The organism is Nocardia sp. GCM10030253, from assembly GCF_042675075.1.
Lineage (GTDB): Bacteria > Actinomycetota > Actinomycetes > Mycobacteriales > Mycobacteriaceae > Nocardia.
On the sequence record NZ_JBHTDL010000012.1, the window covers coordinates 239109 to 259323 of the forward strand.

Annotated in this window: 17 protein-coding genes; 3 read left to right on the plus strand and 14 right to left on the minus strand. The window is 66.5% G+C overall.

Annotated elements, in window-relative coordinates; all coding sequences use genetic code 11:
* Window positions 1-60 precede the first annotated feature (60 nt).
* The 3 genes from ACFQZZ_RS27410 to ACFQZZ_RS27420 form a co-directional block, all read right to left on the minus strand.
* Complete coding sequence (locus ACFQZZ_RS27410; protein ID WP_378686497.1) at window positions 61-792, minus strand: ZIP family metal transporter; 732 nt, start codon at window positions 790-792, stop codon at window positions 61-63.
* A gap of 258 nt (window positions 793-1050) precedes the next feature.
* Window positions 1051-2292 (minus strand): AI-2E family transporter, encoded by a 1242-nt coding sequence (locus ACFQZZ_RS27415; RefSeq protein WP_378686499.1) that lies wholly within the window; start codon window positions 2290-2292, stop codon window positions 1051-1053.
* Window positions 2293-2309: 17 nt separating this feature from the next.
* A complete protein-coding gene (locus ACFQZZ_RS27420) occupies window positions 2310-3362 on the minus strand; it encodes an NAD(P)-dependent alcohol dehydrogenase (RefSeq protein WP_378686501.1) in 1053 nt (350 codons plus the stop codon).
* Between the two features lie 148 nt (window positions 3363-3510).
* Here ACFQZZ_RS27420 and ACFQZZ_RS27425 point away from each other — a divergent pair, with 148 nt between their 5' ends.
* Complete coding sequence (locus ACFQZZ_RS27425; RefSeq protein ID WP_378686503.1) at window positions 3511-4635, plus strand: S1C family serine protease; 1125 nt, start codon at window positions 3511-3513, stop codon at window positions 4633-4635.
* A gap of 89 nt (window positions 4636-4724) precedes the next feature.
* Here the strand turns inward: ACFQZZ_RS27425 and ACFQZZ_RS27430 are convergent, their stop codons facing one another.
* The 5 genes from ACFQZZ_RS27430 to ACFQZZ_RS27450 form a co-directional block, all read right to left on the minus strand.
* Window positions 4725-5294, minus strand: a complete 570-nt coding sequence (locus tag ACFQZZ_RS27430) for a vitamin K epoxide reductase family protein (RefSeq protein ID WP_378686505.1) — start codon at window positions 5292-5294, stop codon at window positions 4725-4727.
* A complete protein-coding gene (locus ACFQZZ_RS27435; RefSeq protein ID WP_378686507.1) occupies window positions 5291-6067 on the minus strand; it encodes a DsbA family protein in 777 nt (258 codons plus the stop codon). The genes ACFQZZ_RS27430 and ACFQZZ_RS27435 overlap by 4 nt, the downstream gene beginning before the upstream one ends.
* Before the next feature lie 198 nt (window positions 6068-6265).
* Entirely contained in the window at window positions 6266-7111 is an 846-nt protein-coding gene (locus ACFQZZ_RS27440; protein ID WP_378686509.1) for a polyphosphate kinase 2 family protein, read from the minus strand.
* Between the two features lie 65 nt (window positions 7112-7176).
* Window positions 7177-7905 carry an ESX secretion-associated protein EspG gene (locus ACFQZZ_RS27445; protein WP_378686510.1) on the minus strand — a complete coding sequence of 243 codons (729 nt, stop codon included), beginning with the start codon at window positions 7903-7905 and terminating at the stop codon, window positions 7177-7179.
* Between the two features lie 690 nt (window positions 7906-8595).
* Window positions 8596-9015, minus strand: a complete 420-nt coding sequence (locus ACFQZZ_RS27450) for a hypothetical protein (protein WP_378686512.1) — start codon at window positions 9013-9015, stop codon at window positions 8596-8598.
* Window positions 9016-9193: 178 nt separating this feature from the next.
* Between ACFQZZ_RS27450 and ACFQZZ_RS27455 the strand changes: the two genes are divergently transcribed.
* Entirely contained in the window at window positions 9194-9937 is a 744-nt protein-coding gene (locus tag ACFQZZ_RS27455; RefSeq protein ID WP_378686514.1) for a GntR family transcriptional regulator, read from the plus strand.
* A 462-nt stretch (window positions 9938-10399) separates the two neighbouring features.
* Here the strand turns inward: ACFQZZ_RS27455 and metE are convergent, their stop codons facing one another.
* The 3 genes from metE to aceA all read right to left on the minus strand — a co-directional run bounded on the left by metE (window position 10400) and on the right by aceA (window position 15400).
* On the minus strand, window positions 10400-12703 hold the full coding sequence (gene metE, locus ACFQZZ_RS27460; RefSeq protein WP_378686516.1) for a 5-methyltetrahydropteroyltriglutamate--homocysteine S-methyltransferase: 2304 nt from the start codon (window positions 12701-12703) through the stop codon (window positions 10400-10402).
* 326 nt (window positions 12704-13029) lie between these two features.
* Window positions 13030-13899, minus strand: coding sequence for a 3-hydroxybutyryl-CoA dehydrogenase (locus ACFQZZ_RS27465; RefSeq protein ID WP_328406697.1), 870 nt, complete (start codon window positions 13897-13899; stop codon window positions 13030-13032).
* 217 nt (window positions 13900-14116) lie between these two features.
* Window positions 14117-15400: an isocitrate lyase gene (aceA, locus tag ACFQZZ_RS27470; RefSeq protein WP_378686518.1), complete on the minus strand. Its 1284-nt coding sequence runs from the start codon at window positions 15398-15400 to the stop codon at window positions 14117-14119.
* A gap of 533 nt (window positions 15401-15933) precedes the next feature.
* On the opposite strand from aceA, the gene ACFQZZ_RS27475 reads away from it, so the two are divergent.
* Entirely contained in the window at window positions 15934-17076 is a 1143-nt protein-coding gene (locus ACFQZZ_RS27475) for an alpha/beta hydrolase family protein (RefSeq protein ID WP_378686519.1), read from the plus strand.
* Between the two features lie 45 nt (window positions 17077-17121).
* On the opposite strand, the gene puuE is transcribed toward ACFQZZ_RS27475, so the two are convergent.
* Genes puuE through ACFQZZ_RS27490 form a run of 3 tightly spaced genes read right to left on the minus strand, consistent with a single transcriptional unit; the run spans window position 17122 to window position 20195 of the window.
* The gene (puuE, locus tag ACFQZZ_RS27480; protein ID WP_378686521.1) at window positions 17122-18027 is read right to left on the minus strand and encodes an allantoinase PuuE; all 906 of its coding nucleotides are present in this window, start codon (window positions 18025-18027) and stop codon (window positions 17122-17124) included.
* Window positions 18024-19010, minus strand: a complete 987-nt coding sequence (gene alc / locus ACFQZZ_RS27485) for an allantoicase (RefSeq protein ID WP_378686523.1) — start codon at window positions 19008-19010, stop codon at window positions 18024-18026. Before alc ends, puuE begins: the two co-directional genes overlap by 4 nt.
* Window positions 19011-20195, minus strand: a complete 1185-nt coding sequence (locus ACFQZZ_RS27490; protein ID WP_378687127.1) for a DUF6986 family protein — start codon at window positions 20193-20195, stop codon at window positions 19011-19013.
* Window positions 20196-20215: the final 20 nt, after the last annotated feature.

Consider the following 20215-nt stretch of genomic DNA (forward strand, 5'->3'; position numbering starts at 1 on the left):
TCGACAAGTGCGGCAAGGAGTTCCGCTGCCCGGTCGCGGGCGTCGAGGTCCCGGCAGCTGTCAGTGGCTCAGTGCGGAGACGGCCAGCATGAAGGTGGCGCCTGTGACTGTGCAGGCGAGGGTAAGACGGGAAGGGTGTTCGGCGTGGGCTTCGGGGAGGATGTCGGCGGTGGCCAGGTAGAGCAGGAAGCCGGCGAAGTAGCCGAGGTAGAGGCCGACTGTTTCGGCGGGGACGCGGATGAGAGTGCCGATTATTGCGCCGATTACCGGGGCGATGGCATCCAGAGCGAGCAGGGTGAGGGCTCGTTTGCGGGCGTTGCCGTAGAGGGTGGTGATGGTGAAAGTGTTGAAGCCGTCGGCGAAGTCGTGGCTGATCACCGCGATTGCCACGGCAATGCCGACGGTGGCTCCGGCTTGGAAGCCGAGTCCGATCCCGAGTCCGTCGAGCATGCTGTGGAAAATCAGCCCGGCGGCAGCGAGTAAGCCGACCGACTGGAAACCGTGTTTGTGCGCGCCGAATTCGCCTTCGTGACCGGTGTGAATGGCAACCGCGCGCTCGATGATGTGGATGGTGAGGAAGCCGAACACGGTGGCAAGCAGCGCGGCGGGCACGCCGAGTACGGCCTGTCCGGATTGCTCCAGTGCCTCGGGCAGCAGGTCGAAGAAAACCACGCCGAGCAGCACCCCCGCCGCCAACCCGAGCACCAGATGCTTGCGGTCCCCGATCCGCACCGCCACCAGCCCGCCGATCAGCGTAGAGCACATAGACGCCAGAGCCAGCAAGATCGCCATCGCTCGAGCATGTGCCACCAGCACTCACCCCACCCCCACCTCCGCCCGGCGAGTCCGCCAGGAACCGACTGCCGCGCCCGTCGAGAGGACATGAGGGAGGTGCTACTCGGCGAATGCAGTAGCAATGTCTTGCTCGTCGGCTGGGTGAGGGTCGCCAGCGTGCGGCGGCCGGTGGTGATGTCGGCGCAGCGGGGCGTGGTCGGGTCCGTCAGGCGCTGGATCAGGAGGCCTGGGCCGACCACTCCGGTGCGCCGGAGCTCATTCCGTCGGCGGTCGTCCGCTCCGGCTGAGCCGAATAGTCAACTGCCGGGCCCACTTTCGGCGCCGCTTCACAGGTGCATTCGGCTCGTCGGCGCCGCCATCGGTCTCGACCTCGTAGCGGCGAACGTAAGCGCCCGCGAAGGCTTGGACGGTGGCCGTCACCGGAATGGCGAGCAGCGCACCGGTTGCGCCGAGTATCGCGGCTCCGGCCAGCACCGCGCCGAAGGCGACGGCCGGATGCATATCCAGGGTGGTTGCGGTGATTCTCGGCTGCAGCACATAGTTTTCGAACTGCTGATACACGATGATGAAGCCCAGAATCCACAACGCCGTGCTCGGGCTGTGCACCAGCCCGACGATCACCGGCAGCGCACCCGCGAGATAGGTACCAACGGTCGGAATGAACTGCGAGACAACGCCGACCCACAGCGCGAGCGCGAACGCCGACGGCACGTCGAGCACTCGCAGCGCCACATAGTGGGCGATGGTCGAGCAGAGCGCGAGCAGCCCCCGTGAATAGATGTAGCCGCCGGTCTTCTCGACGGCGATATCCCAGGCGCGCAACACATGTCGCTGGCGGTGCGGCGGCAGTAGCGAGCAGACGGCGTTGCGGAAGCGCGGCCCGTCCGCGGCGAAGTAGTAGGTGAACAGCAGCACGCCGAGGGCTTGGAAGAGCACGCCGACCGCAGTGGTGCCGATGCCCCACACATTGCCTGCCAAACCGTCCAGGTAGCCCTCGATGGTGGCGCTGCGGTCCTTGGCGATCTTCCCGATATCCGTGCCGGACAGGTCGGTCTTGAAGGTGCGGTTGATCCAGTCGACGGCTTGGTCGGCGTAATGGGGCGCGTTCTTGACCAGCGTGGTGACCTGATCGATGAGCAGCGCGCCGAGCGTCCACACAAACGCGACGGTGAGCCCGGTCAATGCGAGGAACACCAGCCCGGTCGCGGGTCCGCGGCGCATGCCACGGGCCGCGAGCCAGTTCACCGCGGGCTCGATGGCGAAGGCGAGGAACAACGAGATCAACAGCACCGTCAGCAGCCCCTGCAGCCGTGTCAGCAGCCAGAAGCCGCCGACGAGACCAGCCACCGTCGCCGCGGCGAGCAGGAACGCGCGCAACAACCAGGGCGGCGGCTCGGCCGTCACATCGGCCGTGACCACCGCGTTGTCGGTACTGGCCGCTGCGTCGCCGGAGGTCGAGACCTTGTCGGTAGGCGAGCTGTCTTCATCCCCGGGCACAACTCTCCTCCGGACCGCTAGATCGTCGCGGCGTCGATGACGAACCGGTAGCGGACGTCGCTGGCGACGACACTGTCATATGCGCCATCGATCTCGTCGGCGGAGATCAGCTCGATCTCCGCCCCGATCCCGTGCTCCGCGCAGAAGTTCAGCATCTCCTGGGTCTGCGCGATGCCGCCGATCATCGAGCCGGACAGCGAGCGACGGTAGGCGGCAAGGCTGAATGTCTTGACGCTCATGGGGTTCTCGGGCACACCGAGCTGTACCAGCGTCCCGTTCACCGCGAGCAGACGCAGGTAGCTGTCGATCGGCAGGTCGGCCGAGACGGTGTTGAGGATGAGGTCGAAGCGGTTGCGCAGTTCACGGAAGGCCTGTTTGTCGCTGGTCGCGTAGTAGTGGTTGGCGCCGAAGAGCTTCCCGTCGTCCTGCTTGCTCAGCGAATGGCTGAGCACGGTGACCTCCGCACCCATCGCCGCCGCGATCTTCACCCCGACGTGCCCGAGGCCGCCCATCCCGATGATCGCGACCTGCTTGCCGGGTCCGGCCTGCCAGTGCCGCAGCGGGGAGAACAGTGTGATGCCCGCACACAGCAGCGGTGCGGCCACATCCAGCCCGATACCCTCGGGGATGGTGAGCACGAAATGCTCGGTCACCACGATCTGAGTCGAGTAGCCCCCCATCGTGTGGCCGCCGGGCTGGACGGCCGGATCGACCGGGGTGTTGTAGGTCATCGTGGCGCCGGCCTCGCAGTACTGCTCCTCATCGGCGAGGCAGGGTCCGCAGACGCCGCACGAGTCGACCATGCAGCCGACGCCCACCCGGTCCCCGACCTGGTGCTTGGTCACCGCGGAGCCGACCGCGGCGACGATGCCCGCGATCTCGTGCCCGGGCACGCAGGGGTACTTGGCACCGCCCCACTCATCGCGCGCGGTGTGGATGTCGGAGTGACAGATGCCCGCGTATTTGACGTCGATCAGCACATCGCGCGGCCCCAGTTCACGGCGCTCGATGGTGACCTTCTCGAAGGCGCCATCGGGCGCGGGCATGGCGTAAGCGGCAGCGGAGCTCATGCTTACATGCCTACCGCTGCATGGGCATGTTTGCCAACCGCCTCGCCGGATACGCCCGAGGTGCCTACGGCGTTCGCGGAATATACCCGGCGAGATGATGATCTCCGGCCACAATGGAATTCATCAGGTCTAGCCGAGGCGGGAGACGATGGACGACGAATGGCATCGCGTGCCCGAGCGGGATCGGGTGCCCGGCGGCGGGCGCGCGCTTGCGCTGGTCGTCGCCGCGCTGCTTGCCGTTGCCGCCTTCCTCGGCTTCCGTGGCGAACTGCCTGATTGGTCGTCCGGCGGAACCGATACCGCCGCGCCGGCGATATACGAACCCGCGCCGCCGCTGGACCCGGTGGCGGTCGCGCATATCGTCGAACCGGCACTGGTGAACATCAGCACCTCCAGCCGCGCCTTCGGGGTCGGGGCCGCCGGGTCGGGAATCGTGCTCACCACCGACGGACAGGTGTTGACCAGCCATCATGTGGTGAAGGGCGCGGAAACCGTCACTGTCACCGACATCGGCAACGGCCTCGTATACGACGCAACAGTGCTCGGCTACGACTCCGGCGCCGATATCGCGTTGCTGGAACTCGGCAATGCGGCCGACCTGGTAATCGCGAATATCGGCAGCTCGTCGAACCTGCGGATGCGCGAGGAGGTGCTCGCGATCGGCAATGCGGGCGGCACCGGTGGGCCTCCGACCGCGATCGCGGGCACCATCACCAACCTGAACAGCACGATCGTCGCGCTCAATTCGGCCGACCTGTCGCGCAAGGCGCTCTCCGGCATGCTCGAGGTCGCGGCGGCGGTCAGTTCAGGGCAGTCCGGCGGCGCGCTCGCCGATCGGAACGGCGCGGTGGTCGGCGTGATCACCGCGGCGTCGGGCGAACCCCCGCCCGATGTCGGGCGCACCGCGAACGGCTATGCGGTGCCGATCGACACCGCGATGGGGGTGGTGCAGCAGATCCGATCCGGTACGCCCACCGACACCGTGCATATCGGCCCGACCGCCACTCTCGGCGTCCTCATCTCGAATGCGGAGCCCGCGGGCACCGGCGCCCGCGTCGACGTCGCGATCTACGGAATGCCCGCCTACACCGCGGGCATCGTCGCGGGCGATGTGATCACCGCGATCGACGGGCGCGCCGTCACCACCGCCCAGTCGCTGCGTGCGGCACTGAACACCCGCCGACCGAACGACACCGTGGGACTTGCCGTTACCGGAGCGGGCCACGCCCAGCGCACGGTACCCGTGGTGCTGACCGTCGGGCCGCCGAACTGATCACGCCATGCCCCGCAGGCGAGGACGGCAACGCACCGACGGTGACGTGCACTGTCGGTGCGTCGAATCGACTTGCCGGACTACCGAATTCAGACCAATGACAGCCAGTAGTCCTGGAAGCGCAGGAACACCAGCAGCAGCACCACCGCGTAGAACACCGCGACAAACGTCCACCGCCACTCCGCGACGATGCCGAGTGGTCCGCGCGAGCGACCCCACAGTAGGTCGGTGACGACCGCGAGCAACGGCGTGATGATCGCCCACACCACCAGGCAGTACGGGCACAGCGCGTTGATCCGGTACAGGCTCTGGAAGATCAGCCAGCCGATGAAACCGACGCCGAGCACAGTGCCGAGCCACAGCCCGCCCCAGATCCAGCGCGGAAACCGCACCCCGGCGACCGCGAGGACGCCGAGGGTCACCACCACCGAGAACCCGACGATGCCGATGATCGGATTCGGGAACCCGAACGCGGCGGCCTGATCGGTCGCCATCACCGACCCACAGGACAGGATCGGGTTGATGCTGCAGGAAGGCACGTACCCGGGATCGGTGAACAGCTTGAAGCGCTCGATGGTCAGCGTCACCGAGGCGAGCCAACCGGCGAGCCCGCCGATCAGCAGCACCCATGCGGACCGTGCCGCTGCCGCGTCGTTCACTGACCCGCGGCTGCGGCGATCGCGGGTGCGAGTCCGCCGGGTCCGAAGATCTCCTGGCTGGAGTCGATCTGCTTACCGTTGACGAATACCGACGGGGTGGACTTGATACCGCTGTTGAGCACGTCCTTGGTCTTGTCCTGGATGTACTTGTCGTACTTGCGATCGGTAATGCACTGGGCCACAGCGGGATCGGTGTAGCCGGCGTCCTTGGCGATCTGGATCAATTTGTCGTCGGTCAGGCCGGTGCCGCCCTCGGGGGGCTGCTGGGCGAACATGGTGGCCAGCCAGGGCAGGTACTTCGTCGGATCGGACTCGGCGACGCAGTACGACGCGTTCGCAGCCCGCGAGGAGTACTGGGTGGTGGAGGCCTTGTCCAAGAAGGAAATCACGTTGTATTCGACGACGGCGGTGCCGTTGTCGACAGCGTCCTCCAGCACCTTGGCGTTGGCCGCCTCGAAGCCCTTGCAGGCCGGGCACTGCAGGTCGGCGACGACCCGGACGGTGACCTTCGCGTCCGGCTTGCCGATGCGGATCGCGCCGTTGTCGGTGATGGAGCCCTGGACCGCGCCGGAGTTCTGGCCCGAGGCCGCGATGGCAGGGGTGGCGCCGGGCTCGTTCTTGCGGTTGTTCTTCACCGCAATGCCGATTCCGATGGCCGCGACGAGGCCGATCAGCACGACAGCAACGCCGACCTGAATGAAGATCTTGCGGTTGCGGTCCGCGCGCTCTGCCGCCGCCAGCGGATTCTTCTTGCCACCAGGGTTGTTGCTCACCGTGCGTTCACCACGCCTTTCGCTAGCCTGCCGGTTTTCCTGCCGCCACGATGGTAGTTCCGGAGCTCACCCCGGCGTGGTCTGGCACGGCCCACATCATCCTGGGTGAACCTGAGAGATTCCGAAATTTCGTGCGGGCTGTTTCGAGCGACCTGCAAGCAGTCGCTAGCGGCGGGCTGTTTCGAGCGGTGACTGCGGTCAGGCTTGTTCCAGGCGGCGCTTCTGCTCCTCGACATCGAACTCGGCCGGCGGCCAGTCCAGCTTCAGCCGGTCGAGGGCGTCTATGAGCAGCTCGGTCACCGCGAGGCGGGAGAACCATTTGCGGTCGGCGGGAACCACATGCCATGGCGCGGATTCGGTCGAGGTCCGGTCCAACATCACCTGGTAGGCCTCTTGGTAGGCGGGCCAGTAGGCGCGCTCGTCGATGTCGGAGGGGTTGAACTTCCAGTATTTGTCCGGTCGCACGAGGCGGTCCATGAGCCGCCGCTTCTGCTCGTCGAGCGACACGAACATGGCCACCTTCACCAGCGTGGTGCCCTGGTCGACCAGCTCCTGCTCGAAGGCGTTGATCTCCTCGTAGCGTGGTTCCCAGACCTCCGGCGGCACCAGATTGTGTACCCGCACGACAAGCACGTCCTCGTAGTGCGACCGGTCGAACACCCCGATCTGCCCGCCGCGCGGCAGCGCCTTGCGGATACGCCACAGGAAGTGGTGCTGCTTCTCCTCCTCGGTCGGCACCCCGAACGAGGCGTGATCGACGCCCTGCGGGTCCACCGAGCCGATGACGTGCCGGACGATGCCGCCCTTGCCCGCGGTGTCCATGCCCTGCAATACCAGCAGGATGCTGCGGAGATCGCCGGAACGGCCGTTGGCATACAGTTTTTCCTGCAGACCCGACAGCACCTCGGCGCGTTCGGCCTGGAATTGCTGGGCAGTCTTCTTGTCACCTTTGAATCCGGGTGTGCCGGAGGTGGCCAGATCAGCGATCCGCAATCCATCGGCCCGCAGGGCGTCGGTGGGCGGAAGAGACCAGTTCTTCGCCATCGCTCCAGCTAACCACGGCGAGCTCACGACGACGGGCCGTTGGCACAAGCAGTCGCTAGCGGCGCTCAGCGGATCTGCGCGAGGCGCAGGATTTGCGCGGCGAAATCCTCGTCGGAGACAGGGGTGAGCACCAGGTCGTTCGAGGAGGCGAGCAGGTAGCGTCCGTCGCCGGTGAAGTCGAGCCAACTGCGGTGGCGGGTCGGCGGAGACATCGGGTGATCGGGTTCCACGGTCACGGTGATGAAGCCGCGGCCATCGACCGGTTTTCGGAGCGTCTGGCGGAAGCGTGCGGCGCCGCGGTGACCGTTGGTGACGAAGGGCTCGGTGCGATCCGGGCTCAGCACCGCGTCCTGCGGCTCCCGCATCGGGCCGAGCCTGCCCGCAGGCGCCGGGCCGATGATCTGGACCAGGCGCTGGCCGAGGGTGCGGGCGTGGCACATCTGCACGATCACGTTGTCAGGGGTGGCGACCAGGATGCCCGCGTGGTTGTGCACCACCGCAGCGAAGGCGAGGATCGGATCGGCGTCACTGGAGTTACCGTTGTGTGCGGGAACGGTGCGTTCGCCGGAGATCGTGATGGTGGTCGCGTCGGTGCGCGCGCACATCATGAGGGCAGCCGCCAGGTCGGGGTCGGCCTGGCGGGCGAAGCGCTGCGGCAATCGCAGTGCGGCGTATTCGGTTTCGGTGCGAGTGGTGGCCGCTGGCATCATGTTGACCGGGTAGGGCCGCCGGTCCAGGCTTGTTTCGTTTTCCCAGACGTGGGTGAATTCGTCCGGCGTGAGAATCCATTTCACCGCGCGCCGCCCCCGCCGACTGAGGTGGGCCGGGCGGGGGTGCCGTCAGCGGAGCCTGGCCGCCCACCGACGCCTCGGATGGGGGCGTGAAGCGGGGGACATGGTCGCCGGAGGCGGGCATGGTCGGGGTGTAGACGTAGGTCATCGTGTCCTGGACATCGGCCTGGGTCGCGGCGGCCGCGATGTCGTGTTCCATTCTGCGCTGACCCCCGTGCACGGCCTCGGCGGCCGGGTCGTCCAGCGGACGGTACTCCTTCGGCGGCGGTATGGCAGCTCGAATAGTCTGCGCAGCTTCGCAATTCAACTCCATCAGGCGCTGCACCGTCCGGCAGACCTCGTGTGCTTCCGTACCCGCGCGCACGAAAGCGCGGGTGGCCTGCAGTGCGGCGTCGGCGGATCGGCCTGACCAGCGCGCGAATTCGCGGTTCGTGGTGTCGGAGAAGATCTGGAAAGCCTCGGCGAGCGCGACGGCGTTCGACTCCCATCCGGCGGCCACCTCGCCAAGTGCGCCCGGATCCAGGGTCTCGTGTACGAGATCCCAGATCTCCCGATGGGTGTAGGCGCCGAATCGCTCCCGCTCCTGGGCGAACGCGGGATCGGTTCCGCCGCTTGCTGTTGCGGCATCGCTCGTCAGCCGCTGCTGTCGGATACGGATGTCGTCGGCGGCTGCTCTGGCATCCCGTGGCGCGGTCATCGGGGCTCCAGGTATTCGTTGACCAGCGCGAGGGCGGCCTTGTTCGCGGCGTCGGCGTCCTCGAACTTCTTGCCAGCCGCCAGGTATGCGGCTTTATACAGCAGCGCCGTTTCCTGCAGGGCGGTGACGGTGTCCAGGTATTGGCTGCCCTTGTTGCCGAACCCTCGTGTAAGGCCCTGCCCTGTCGGCAGATTCGGGAATCCGGAGACCTCGGTGACGAGATGTCCGGTGGCCATGGCCTTTTGCAGGTCGTCGACGAGTCTGTCGCAGGCTGCCGCAAGATTTTCGGCGACGTCTTCGGCGAGCTCGAACTGCTCGCCGCTGCCACCGGTGGCCGCCGCATAGAGTTGCCTGGCCATCCGCTGCCCGGTATCCGGTACCGCCATCTGGGTCGCCCCCTTCTGTTCGGTCCTCACCCACCGCACCTGTCGGTCCACACCCACCGCACGTACTGGTTTCGTACTCTACCGGTCGGTAAGGCGCGAGGTGGCCCCCTTGCCGCAGGCCGTCCCCGCGGCGCCCTGTGATGTGGGGCACGCCTGCCGGTTACACTGGCCGCTGGTCCAGGGAGGTTTTCGAAGGGGAAGGCGTCCGGTGCCCGAAATCGAAGAAGTACTCCCGAAATATCTGCAGATCTCGGGATATATCCGCAATCAGATCGAGCGCGGCGAACTCGCTCCCGGCGCCGAGGTGCCGTCCGAGCGGGAGCTCGCCGCGAGCTGGCACGTCGCACGGCCGACGGCATCGCGGGCGCTGAATGAGTTGCGGCAGCAGGGGTTTGTGGAGTCGCGGCGCGGATCCGGCACGTATGTTGTCGATCGCAGTGCGCTGCCCGCGGCGCGGGAACGGGGTGATCGGGCACGGAATTACGGCCCGGCGTACTCCGAAAACGAGTCGGTGACCGTATTGCAGGCGGGGATGGTCGATGGACCCGCATGGGTTCGAAAAGGCCTCGCGGTGTCGGTCGGCAGCTCCGTTCTCGTTCGGAAGCGGTTGGTGTCCAACGATTCCGGTGTCAGCGAGCTTGCGACATCGTGGTTTCCCGCCGCGTTGGCCGAGGCCGCGCCGCGGCTGCTGGACGCCGAGCGGCTGGCAGGTGGAACCGTCGGATACGTCGAGTCTGTCACCGACCGCCGCGTGTCGTATGCCCGCGACCGGGTGAGCGCTCGTCTCGCCACGGCCGACGAGCGCCGCCACCTCGATCTGGCCCGCCCGTCCGCGGTGCTGGTTTACCGGTTGACACTGCACGAAGCCGACGACACAGTCGTCCAGTTCGACGAAGTGGTCTACCCGCCGGACCGCTGGGAATTCGAGCAGGAGTATTCCACCAGCTCATAGCCTGTTTCCGCCATTGACAGCCGTCCGGCACAACTGGCATAGTCCAGTTGTCCGGGAGTGGCATAGGCCAATGGGTGGGAGGGTTCGATGTCCGATCAGCTGACCATCGGTAGCTGGGTCGTCGTGGGGGAGCATTGCTCTGTCCGTCGCGCGCCCATGCAACGAGACGATTACCTCACTTTCGTCTTTGAGAGTGGCGGAAGCGAATTCGAGTTCGCACTGGCGCCGGGGATGCTCCGCCGCATGGTCGACCTCTGCGCGGCACCATCACCGCCCCCGAATGAACCGGACTGAACTAGCCGATCATCCAGCAGCCAAGCCGGGAATTGTGGTATCCGGGCACCCCTTGTTACAGCGGAACACCCCGTGTACAGGGTGTTCGGCTGACACACGGGGCGTTCGGACTGCTGGTTGTCGATGGGCAGGCGGTTTTTTTGGGGGGTGGGGTTTCTTTGGGTTTGCCTAATCGGTCGGCGTTGCCCGCCGACGAACTCGGCGCGCGGCTGCGACCATATTGCGCAGCGACGGCTCGAGCTGCCAGGAGTGACGCGTCTTCAGACCGCCGTCCGGATTTGCCCACAGTCGTTCCGGGGTGACGGCTTCGGCTGCGGCCGTCAGTAATTCGTCGAGCTCGTCGATGTCCGGGATACGCGCCGAACGGCTCTCGTAGACACCGGGCCCAACACCGTGATTGAGGCCGTGGCCCGAGGCACAGTCGTCCTTGAGCGCCTTGAGCACCCATTCGATGGAGCGGGTGGCGACCAGCGCGGTGACATCGGCATCCAGCTGGTTGATCGCCTCCACCACCTCGGCGCGACCGGAATAGTTGATATGCGTGTGGATTTGGGTTTCCGGCCGCACACCGGAGGTGGCCAGACGGAACGCGCCGACAGCCCAGCGCAGGTACTCGGCGCGGCCGGTGGGACGCGGCGGCAACATTTCGCGGATGGCGGGCTCGTCGACCTGGATGATCGAGATACCCGCGCGCTCCAGATCGACGACCTCGTCACGGATCGCCAGCGCCACCTGGTCGGCGGTTTCGTACAGCGGCAGGTCCTGGCGGACGAACGAGCGCGCGATCATCGTGACCGGGCCGGTGACCATGCCCTTGACCGGCTTGTCGGTCAGCGACTGCGCGTAGGTGATCCAGTCGACCGACATCGGAGCCGGGCGCGACACATCGCCGTAGATGATCGGCGGTCGGACACAACGGGATCCGTACACCTGCACCCAGCCGAAGCGGGTGGTCGCGAAGCCGTCGAGCAGCTCCGCGAAGTACTGGATCATGTCGTTGCGCTCGTGCTCGCCGTGCACGAGCACGTCGAGACCGATGTCCTCCTGCAAGCGAATCGTGGCCTCGATCTCGGCCTCGATCTTCTTGCGGTACTCCTCGTAGGACAGCCGGCCCTCGCCGAGGTCGTAGCGCGCCTGCCGCATTCGCGTGGTCTGCGGAAATGATCCCAGCGTGGTCGCGGGGACCGGAGGCAGATTCAGCTTGCGCTGCTGGGCTTCTCGCCGCACCTCGTACGGCTCACGCTCACGCATGTCCGGCGTGACCGAGTAAACGCGCTGGCGCACCGCGTGCTTCTGCTTGAAGTGCACCTCGGTCGGCCGTTTGCGCCACTTGTCCGACGGCCCCTCGGTGAGCGCCTTCGCAAGCGAAACCACCTCGCCCACCTTCTGTTTCGCGAAGGCGAGGCGATCGGCGACATTGCCCTCGATGTCGTATTCGGCAAGCACGTCGTAGGGCACGTGCAGCAGTGTGGTACCTGTGGAGACGACCAGGTCGGGGCAGACCTCGGCCAGCTCGTTGAGGTAGGACAGCGTGACGACGCGGTCCGCGCGCCACACATTGAGCCCGCTGATCACGCCCGCGTACAAGCGCTTACGACGAATGCCGGGAACCTTCGCGAGTTCCTCCGGGTCGATCCGGAAGCTCGCCAGGTCAAGGCCGATGGCCTCGACATTGGTGCCCGCCAGAATGGTCAGCGCCTCACCGAAGTCGCCGTACTGACCGGTGACCAGGATGCGCGGACGCAGCGGCGCCTTCGAAAGCCGTTGGTAGGCCTTCTCGAACGCGGCAAGTTCGGCCGGGCCGCGCTCACCGGTGAAGCAGGGCTCGTCCAGCTGCACACAGGTGGCGCCGCGCTTGGCGAGGATCTCGAACAGCTGCTCGTACACCGGAAGCAGCTTGTCGAGCAGGCTGAGGGTGTCGAATTCCGCCTCACCGGGGACGTGTCCGGCCTTGGACAGCAGCAGCAGCGACAGCGGACCGAGCACCACCGGGCGCAGCTCGATATCGCGTTCCTTGGCCCGGTCGAATTCGTCGAGCAGCGCCTCGGGATGCAGTGAGAACTCGGTGGATTCGTCGAGCTCGGGCTGGCGGTAGTGGTAGGCGGTTCCGAATAACCGCACCAGCTCCAGCGGCGGCAGATCGGGACGGCCGCGGGCCATCAGGAAATAGAAGTCCAGCGGGTCCAGTTCGTCCTGGAGCGGCTTGAACCTGGTCGGCACCGCGCCGAACAGCAGCGCGTTGTCGAGCACATGATCGTAGAAGGAGAAGGTATTGCCTGGCACCTGGGTCAGCCCGGTGGCGGCCAGCTCGTTGAACTGCCGCTCCTGGATGTCGCGCCCGACAGCGAGCAGCTCGTCGCGAGATACCCCGCCGCGCCAATAGGCCTCGAGGGCCCGCTTGAGTTCCCGGTGCGGCCCGATTCTCGGGTAGCCGAGGATGCTCGACCCGTAACCATCGGTGACGTTGACCATGCGCGGGATGCTCCCTTTCGATCACCTGCGCGGCGCCTACCCGAAATGGTGGACGCCACGCAACGCTGCGCTCTCGATGTGCGACCGAGAATCCACTCGGCCCTTCATGCAGCTTATGCCGATAACCCCATCCACCCGGCCATACCTGAGACCGAATGATGTTCAGCTGAACCCACCCACAACGGAGCGAGTTTTACGAGCGACCGTTCGCGGCCGGCTCGCGTCCGAGTGGCCGAAGCGATGCGACGAAGTCGCGAGTCTCGGCCGCTCGGACGCGAGCCTTGGGGGCCGCGAACACGCAGCGCCGCAGGCGCTGCAAATTGAATTCAGACCTTGTACTGGTAGAAACCCGCGCCGGTCTTCTTGCCGAGCAGGCCGGCCTCGACCATGCGCATGAGCAGCGGCGGGGCCGAGTACAGCGGCTCCTTGAACTCTGCGTACATGGAGTCGGCGATCGACTTGACGGTGTCGAGGCCGACCAGGTCGGTCAGCGCCAGCGGGCCCATCGGGTGGGCACACCCGAGCACCATCGCCTTGTCGACGTCTTCCTTGGTGGCGAAGCCGGACTCCACCATGCGGATCGAGGACAGCAGGTACGGCACCAGCAGCGCGTTCACGACGAAGCCGGAGCGGTCGGCCGAGCGCACGACCTGCTTGCCGAGCACATCGCCCGCGAAGGCCTCGGCGCGCTTGGACACCGACTCGCTCGTCTTGAGCGTGGTGACCAGCTCGACCAGCGGCAGCACCGGAACCGGGTTGAAGAAGTGCATGCCGACCACACGCTCGGGGTTCGCCGTGGCGACCGCGATCTTCATGATCGGGATGGACGAGGTGTTGGAGGCAAGCACGGCATCAGGGTCGGTGACGACCTTGTCGAGCTCGCTGAAGATCGAGGTCTTCACCTTCTCGTCCTCGAGCACCGCCTCGACCACCAGCTGGCGGTCGGCGAAGTCGCCGAGGTCGGAGGTGAATCGCAGTCGCCAAGCGGCCTGCTCGCGCTCACGCTCGGTGATCTTGCCGCTGCTTACGCCGCGGTCCAGCGACCGCAGGATGCGGGAGCGGCCCGCGGCGGCTAGTTCCCGAGTCTGTTCGAAGACGAGCACGTCGATATGCGCGCGGGCGCACACCTCCGCGATTCCGGCACCCATCTGTCCGGCGCCGATAATGCCGACGCGTTGAATCTTCTCGCTGCTCACGTCCCGCTCCTGCTGTTTTGTCTGGCAATCGGGTGGCTGTATTGGCTGTGGATCAAGGTATAGGGATGCCCTCCCCGCTGGGGCTGTTCAGCGGGAAGGGCGGTACACCCCACAGGGTGAAGTATTGCGAGCGCGCCGTGCGGTTCACGGCTCCGTGCGGGACCGTGAACCTGCCGTGCCTCAGGCGCGGCGATCGAGCACAGCGCGATCATTCAGATCAGTGGAACTGACCCTCTTCGGTGGAGCCCTTCAGGGCAGCCGTCGAGGTGTTCGGGTCCACGGTGGTGGCGATCAGGTCGAAGTAACCCGCGCCGACCTCACGCTGGTGCTTGGTGGCGGTGTAACCGCGCTCCTCGGCGGCGAACTCGCGCTCCTGCAGGTCGACGTAGGCGGTCATGCCCTCGCGGGCGTAGCCGTAGGCCAGGTCGAACATGCCGTAGTTCAGCGAGTGGAAGCCGGCCAGGGTGATGAACTGGAACTTGAAGCCCATCGCGCCGAGCTCCTTCTGGAACTTCGCGATGGTCGCGTCGTCCAGGTGCGCCTTCCAGTTGAAGGAAGGGGAGCAGTTGTAGGCAAGCAGCTGGTCCGGGAACTCGCTGCGCACGGCCTCGGAGAACTGCTTGGCCAGCTCGAGATCGGGCTTGCCGGTCTCCATCCAGATCAGGTCCGCGTACGGGGCGTAGGCCTTGGCGCGGGCGATGCAGGGCTCGATGCCGTTCTTCACACCGAAGAAACCTTCGGCGGTGCGGGTGCCGTCGAGGAACGGCTTGTCGCGGTCGTCCACATCGGTGGTGATCAAGGTGGCGGCCTCGGCATCGGTGCGGGCGATGATCACCGACGGCACGTCGGCGACATCGGACGCGAGACGCGCGGAGGTCAGGGTGCGGATGTGCTGCTGGGTCGGGATCAGCACCTTGCCACCGAGGTGGCCACACTTCTTCTCCGAGGCGAGCTGGTCTTCCCAGTGCACGCCAGCGGCGCCGGCCTGGATCATGGCCTTCTGCAGCTCGTAGGCGTTCAGCGCGCCACCGAAGCCGGCCTCGGCGTCGGCGACGATCGGGGCGAGCCAGTTCTTGACCGCGGTGTCACCCTCGACCTTGGCGATCTCGTCGGCACGCAGCAGCGCGTTGTTGATGCGACGCACGACGGCCGGGACCGAGTTGGCCGGGTAGAGGCTCTGGTCCGGGTAGGTGTGGCCGGAGAGGTTCGCATCACCGGCGACCTGCCAACCGGACAGGTAGATGGCCTGGAGGCCGGCGCGCACCTGCTGCACGGCCATGTTGCCCGTCAGGGCGCCCAGGGAGTTGATGTAGTCCTCGTTGTTCACGAGATCCCAGAGGATCTCCGAACCGCGACGGGCGAGAGTGGCCTCTTCGACGACGGTGCCCTGGAGCTTCGACACCTGCTCCGCGGTGAAGTTACGGGTGACGCCCTTCCAGCGGGGGTTGGTGTCCCAATCCTGCTGGATTTCCGCGGCTGTCTTCGGGGTGCCGGTGGTCATCTCTGACTCCACTTCCTCGTTTGGTCGGTGTATTTCGAGCGACCTGCAAGCAGTCGCTGGCGACGTGTGCCCCACGGTCGAGTTTCACTCGAACTGCTGGAGCGGCAATTTGCAGGCTTGCTAGGCCCATGGGGTGTACTTCCACACGATGGCACACCAGGAAATAGCCGTCTACCTGTTGCTAGTGTGAATCTCAGCTAGGTTTCCGCAGGCCTTTGCTAACTTTGCGAAATTTGCGGGCGAATTGCAAGCGTGCAACCTACCGGCGGGTAGCTCTGACGTGGGGTTTTAGCGTAACGCTCGTACTGTTAGCGATCTCCGGGTGAGCTGCCATAGACCCGCGCAGACATTCCGCGCTGTGAGGACCTTCACAGCTTCAGGCAGGTGCCGTCGGTGTGTGCCCGGCCACCTTCGAGTGGGACGGCGAGGGTGCCGTCGGGCACACTTGGTCGGATCTATTCCAGGACACGCGTCCAACTGCCTCGGCGATCCGTGACGGGCATCGGGCGCTCGATCGACCCGACAGGAGCACCATGCGGAAACTGTGGTTCACCACGGCAGTCGCCTGCGCTTGTGCCGCAAGCCTGCTGACCTTTCCCGCCGCCACAGCGAACCCGGCAGACGGACCGGGCACCGTCACTTCCACCGCCCCACTCGCCACGGTCGCGACCCCGCCAGGAGCGGTGAACCCCACCCGCATCCTCTACCGCACCATCACCGCCAACGACGTGCCCACCGAGGCGAGCGCCGCCGTTTACTTCCCGCAGGGCCAACCGCCCGCGGGCGGTTGGCCGGTGATCGCCTGGGCGCACGGCACCGTCGGACTGGGCGACAACTGCGCATACAGCATCGCCGGACCCAGCGCCGCCGAACGCGACTGGGCTTACCTGGGCACCTGGCTGCAGCAGGGTTACGCCATCGTGGCCGCCGACTACGCCGGGCTCGGCACGCCGGGCGAGCATCCCTACCTCAATGGGATGGTCATGGCGCACAACGTCGTCGACGCCGTACAGGCCGCGACCAGGCAGTACTCCTCGCTTGCGAAGAAGTGGGTTGTCGTCGGACAGTCCCAGGGCGCGGGCGCGGCCATCTATACCGCGCGCTACGCGACCGAATTCGGTGGTCCCGAGTTGGACTATCGCGGCGGGGTCAACACCGGTGTGCCCGCCTATATCGAGGACGTCCTGCTGCCGCTCGCTCCGCACATGCCGCCGATCGAGCTCAGCCCGCACCCCACTGCCTACGTGCTGTACATCCTCAATGGCCTGCGCACCACCTACCCGACGGTGGATATCGAGTCTTTCCTCACCGACTCCGGCCGCGAATGGCTGACTCGGGCACGGGATGCGTGCATCGGTCCGCTCGGCGACGAGCTCGCCGCCCGCGACGTTGTGCTCGGTGACCTGTTCTCCCGGCCGCTGCTACAGATCCCCGACTTGCACAGGTTCCTCGCCCGATACATGGGCCTGCCCGAATCCGGCTACGACAAGCCCATCTTCATCGGACAGGGCCTGCGCGACACCGACGTCATCACACCGGAATCCCTCCGCTTCGCAGCCGTACTGAAAGCGAACGGCCAGCCGATCACCCTGCACACCTACCCCACCGACCACAGCGGAACGGTCAACGCATCGCTCCCCGACTCACTGCCGTTCGTCGCGGGCCTGTTCGCCTGACCGGGCCCCCGCGGCCGCACTCCTTGTCGGGAGTGCGGCCTCTGCTCAGCGCGGCAGCGGGGGATGGGTTCGGCGCCAGTGGGTGGCTATGTCGATGCGGCGGGTGATCCACACGTCGGGGTGGGATTGGACGTGGTCCAGGAAGCGTTCGAGGGCGGCGGTGCGGGCGGGGCGGCCGACGATGCGGCAGTGCAGGCCGACCGAGAGCATTTTCGGGCTGCCTTCCGCGCCTTCGCGGTAGAGGACGTCGAAGGCGTCGCGCAGGTGGGCGAAGAACTGCTCGCCGCTGGGGAAACCGGCGGGCGACGCGAAACGCATGTCGTTGGTGTCCAGCGTGTACGGGATTACCAGGTGATTGCGGTTGTGGACGGTGACCCAGTAGGGCAGGTCGTCGGCGTAGGAGTCGGAGTCGTAGACGAATCCGCCGTGCTCGACCACCAGTTGCCTGGTGTTCGGGGAGTCGCGCCCGGTGTACCAACCCAGTGGTGGGGCGCCGGTCAATTCGGTGAGGATGCGGACCGCCTCGGCCATGTGCGCCCGCTCGGTCTCGCGATCGGCGAGCTGGTAGGACTTCCAGCGCAGGCCGTGGCTGGCGATCTCGTGGCCGAGCTCACGAAAGGCCGCTACCGCCTCGGGATTTCGCTGCATGGCCCTGGCCACCGCGAAGATGGTTAGCGGCAGGCCGCGTCGCTCGAATACGCGAAGCACCCGCCACAGACCGACGCGGGAGCCGTATTCGTACAGGGATTCCATGCTCATGTGCCGGTTCGGAAAGGCTTCCGCCGGAGTCATTTCCGAGAGGAAGGTCTCCGAGTGCGGGTCGCCGTCGAGGACATTGTTTTCGGCGCCCTCTTCGTAATTGAGCACGAACTGGACCGCGATCTTCGCGCCCCCAGGCCACCTCGGATCCGGCGGTGTTGCCCCGTACCCGCGAAAGTCCCGCCCGCTCATTCGCCCAACTCTCCGAACAATCGCAGCCGCGCGAGCCCGCCATCCGGATAGATATCCAGGCGAACCTCCTCGACCGACGCTGCCATCGGCGCGATCGCGAATCGGTGCCGGGTATCGGGCAGCAGTGCGGTGCGCGGCAGCAGCTCCAGCTCGGTGCCGTCGGTGGTGCGGCCGGTGAGCCGGGCCGCGCCGGGGCTGTTGCCGAGGAAGTACGACGTATCGATCTCGGCGAGCCGGATCAGTCCAGGTCCGGCGAGCCGGATGTGCACCCAGTCGTTGCCGTTGTCGCGGCGTCGGGCGGTCTCCCAGCCGTCGCCCATCTTCCCGGCCAGGCCGGGATAGAGCAGCTGGTTGGGCGAGCTGTAGAAGCGGTTGGAGCAGTCGATCACCAGCGCGCCGTTCTCCAGCGCGGCCAGATCCAGCGGACCGAGACCGAGCAGCCTCGGATCAGGACGCCCCTCCCCGTACACCCGCAGCCGAGCCACGCCGCCATCCGGATGCATGGTGAGTTTCACATGGGTCCAACGCTTTTCGCTCTCGATCGAGAACGGGTTGCGGCTGTCGCCCGAGACGGGAGCCCGGTCGACCAGGGTCACCCAGTCGTCGCGTTCGGCGATGGTCTCGGCGTCCGGATAGCCTTCGATCTCCAGGGCGGCCACCGACACCGCGGGCGGATAGTTGCCCTTGAACCAGGCGGTGTCCACCACGATGCCACGGATGACACCTGGCACGCCGAGCCGCACGATGGCGGAGTCGTCACCGGGCCTGCCGCGATGCCTGCGGGTTTCCCACCCGTCGTAGATCTGGCCCTTGTGCCCGAAGGTCGAGGGGCGATATTCGGACGGGCCTGGATTGATCAAATTCTCCTTTTCCGCGAAGAATTCGTCATTGACCCAGATCACCGACCCGCCGAGGGGGCGAACCGCCAGATCGGGCAGCAGCGCGAAGTCCTCGTCGCCGTTCACTACGCCATTGTTGTCCATCTACGCCTCCTGCGGGATCGGCGCGCGCGAGACCAGCGCTCGCAAGACCTCCGTGGTCAGTGCGGGTGTCAGCTCGCTCAGCTCGGCCGCGGTGCGCGCGCCGCAGTTCACGCCGCGTAAGACGGTGGCCGCCAGGGCTTCCGCGGTGGCTGGCTCGTCCATGACACCGCCGGATCGGCGTTCGAGATAGGCCTGCAAGCGCGGGACCGCAATGGCGGTGGCCTGCCGGAAGAACTCGTAGGTCGCCAGCCAGCGAGTGACCAAATGTCCGGGGTGCATGTCCCAGCCCTGGTAGTAACCGCGGCGCAGCGACCTGGTGACCAGCCGATGATGATTGCGCAGTGCGGCTTCCGGGTCGGTGTCGGGCACGATCTGGGTGGAGCCGTCGCAGATCCACACGCCGGTTTGCGCCGCGGCAACCTGCATGACCGCCTTCGCGTAGTCCGCGGCCGGGTGATCGAGTGCCTGGTCAGGCGCGGCGATACCGCATGCCGCCGTGTAATCGTAAGTGCCGAAATGCAATCCGCTGCAGCGCCCATCGGCCAGCCCGATCATCCTCGCTATCGGCGCGGTGCCGTCGGCGGCAATGATGGCCTGCGGGCTTTCGATCTGCAGCTCGAAACGCAGCGTTCCCTCGGCCAGACCGTAGCCGCGTTCGAAACCTTCGGACAGTGCGACGAGTGCCGACACCTGTGCTGCCGCGCGAATCTTGGGCACGGTGAAAACGAAGCCGTCCGGCACGCCGCCCGCCGCGTCCAGCACCAGTTCGAGAGTGCGCAGCGCCCTGCCGCGTTCGGGGCCCGCGAGACCTTTGGTCCGGATGCCGAAACTTGCCGGGCCGCCCGCTTGCCCCGCCCAGGCGGACAGCACCGTGCCCGCCGTGATGGCGGCCTTGTCTTCCTCGTCGTCGGAACGGAATCCGTAGCCGTCCTCGAAGTCGATGCGCAGATCCTGGATCGGGTTGCGCTGGAGGCGTTCGCGCACGACAGGCAGGGCCTGGGTGCTGTCGAGCTCGGCGAGCAGATCGTGGTGGCGGTCGAGCAGCTGCGTTGCCGCGGCTCCCCATTCGCCGGGCGTCTCGGCGTTGACACGATCGGCGGACACGTACGCCGTGTGAATCGGCTGCGCCCGGCCGTCGGGGCCTGGATAACGCGTGCGCAGTTCGGTATCAACCGTGTCGAGCATCGCATCGATTCGGGCACGAA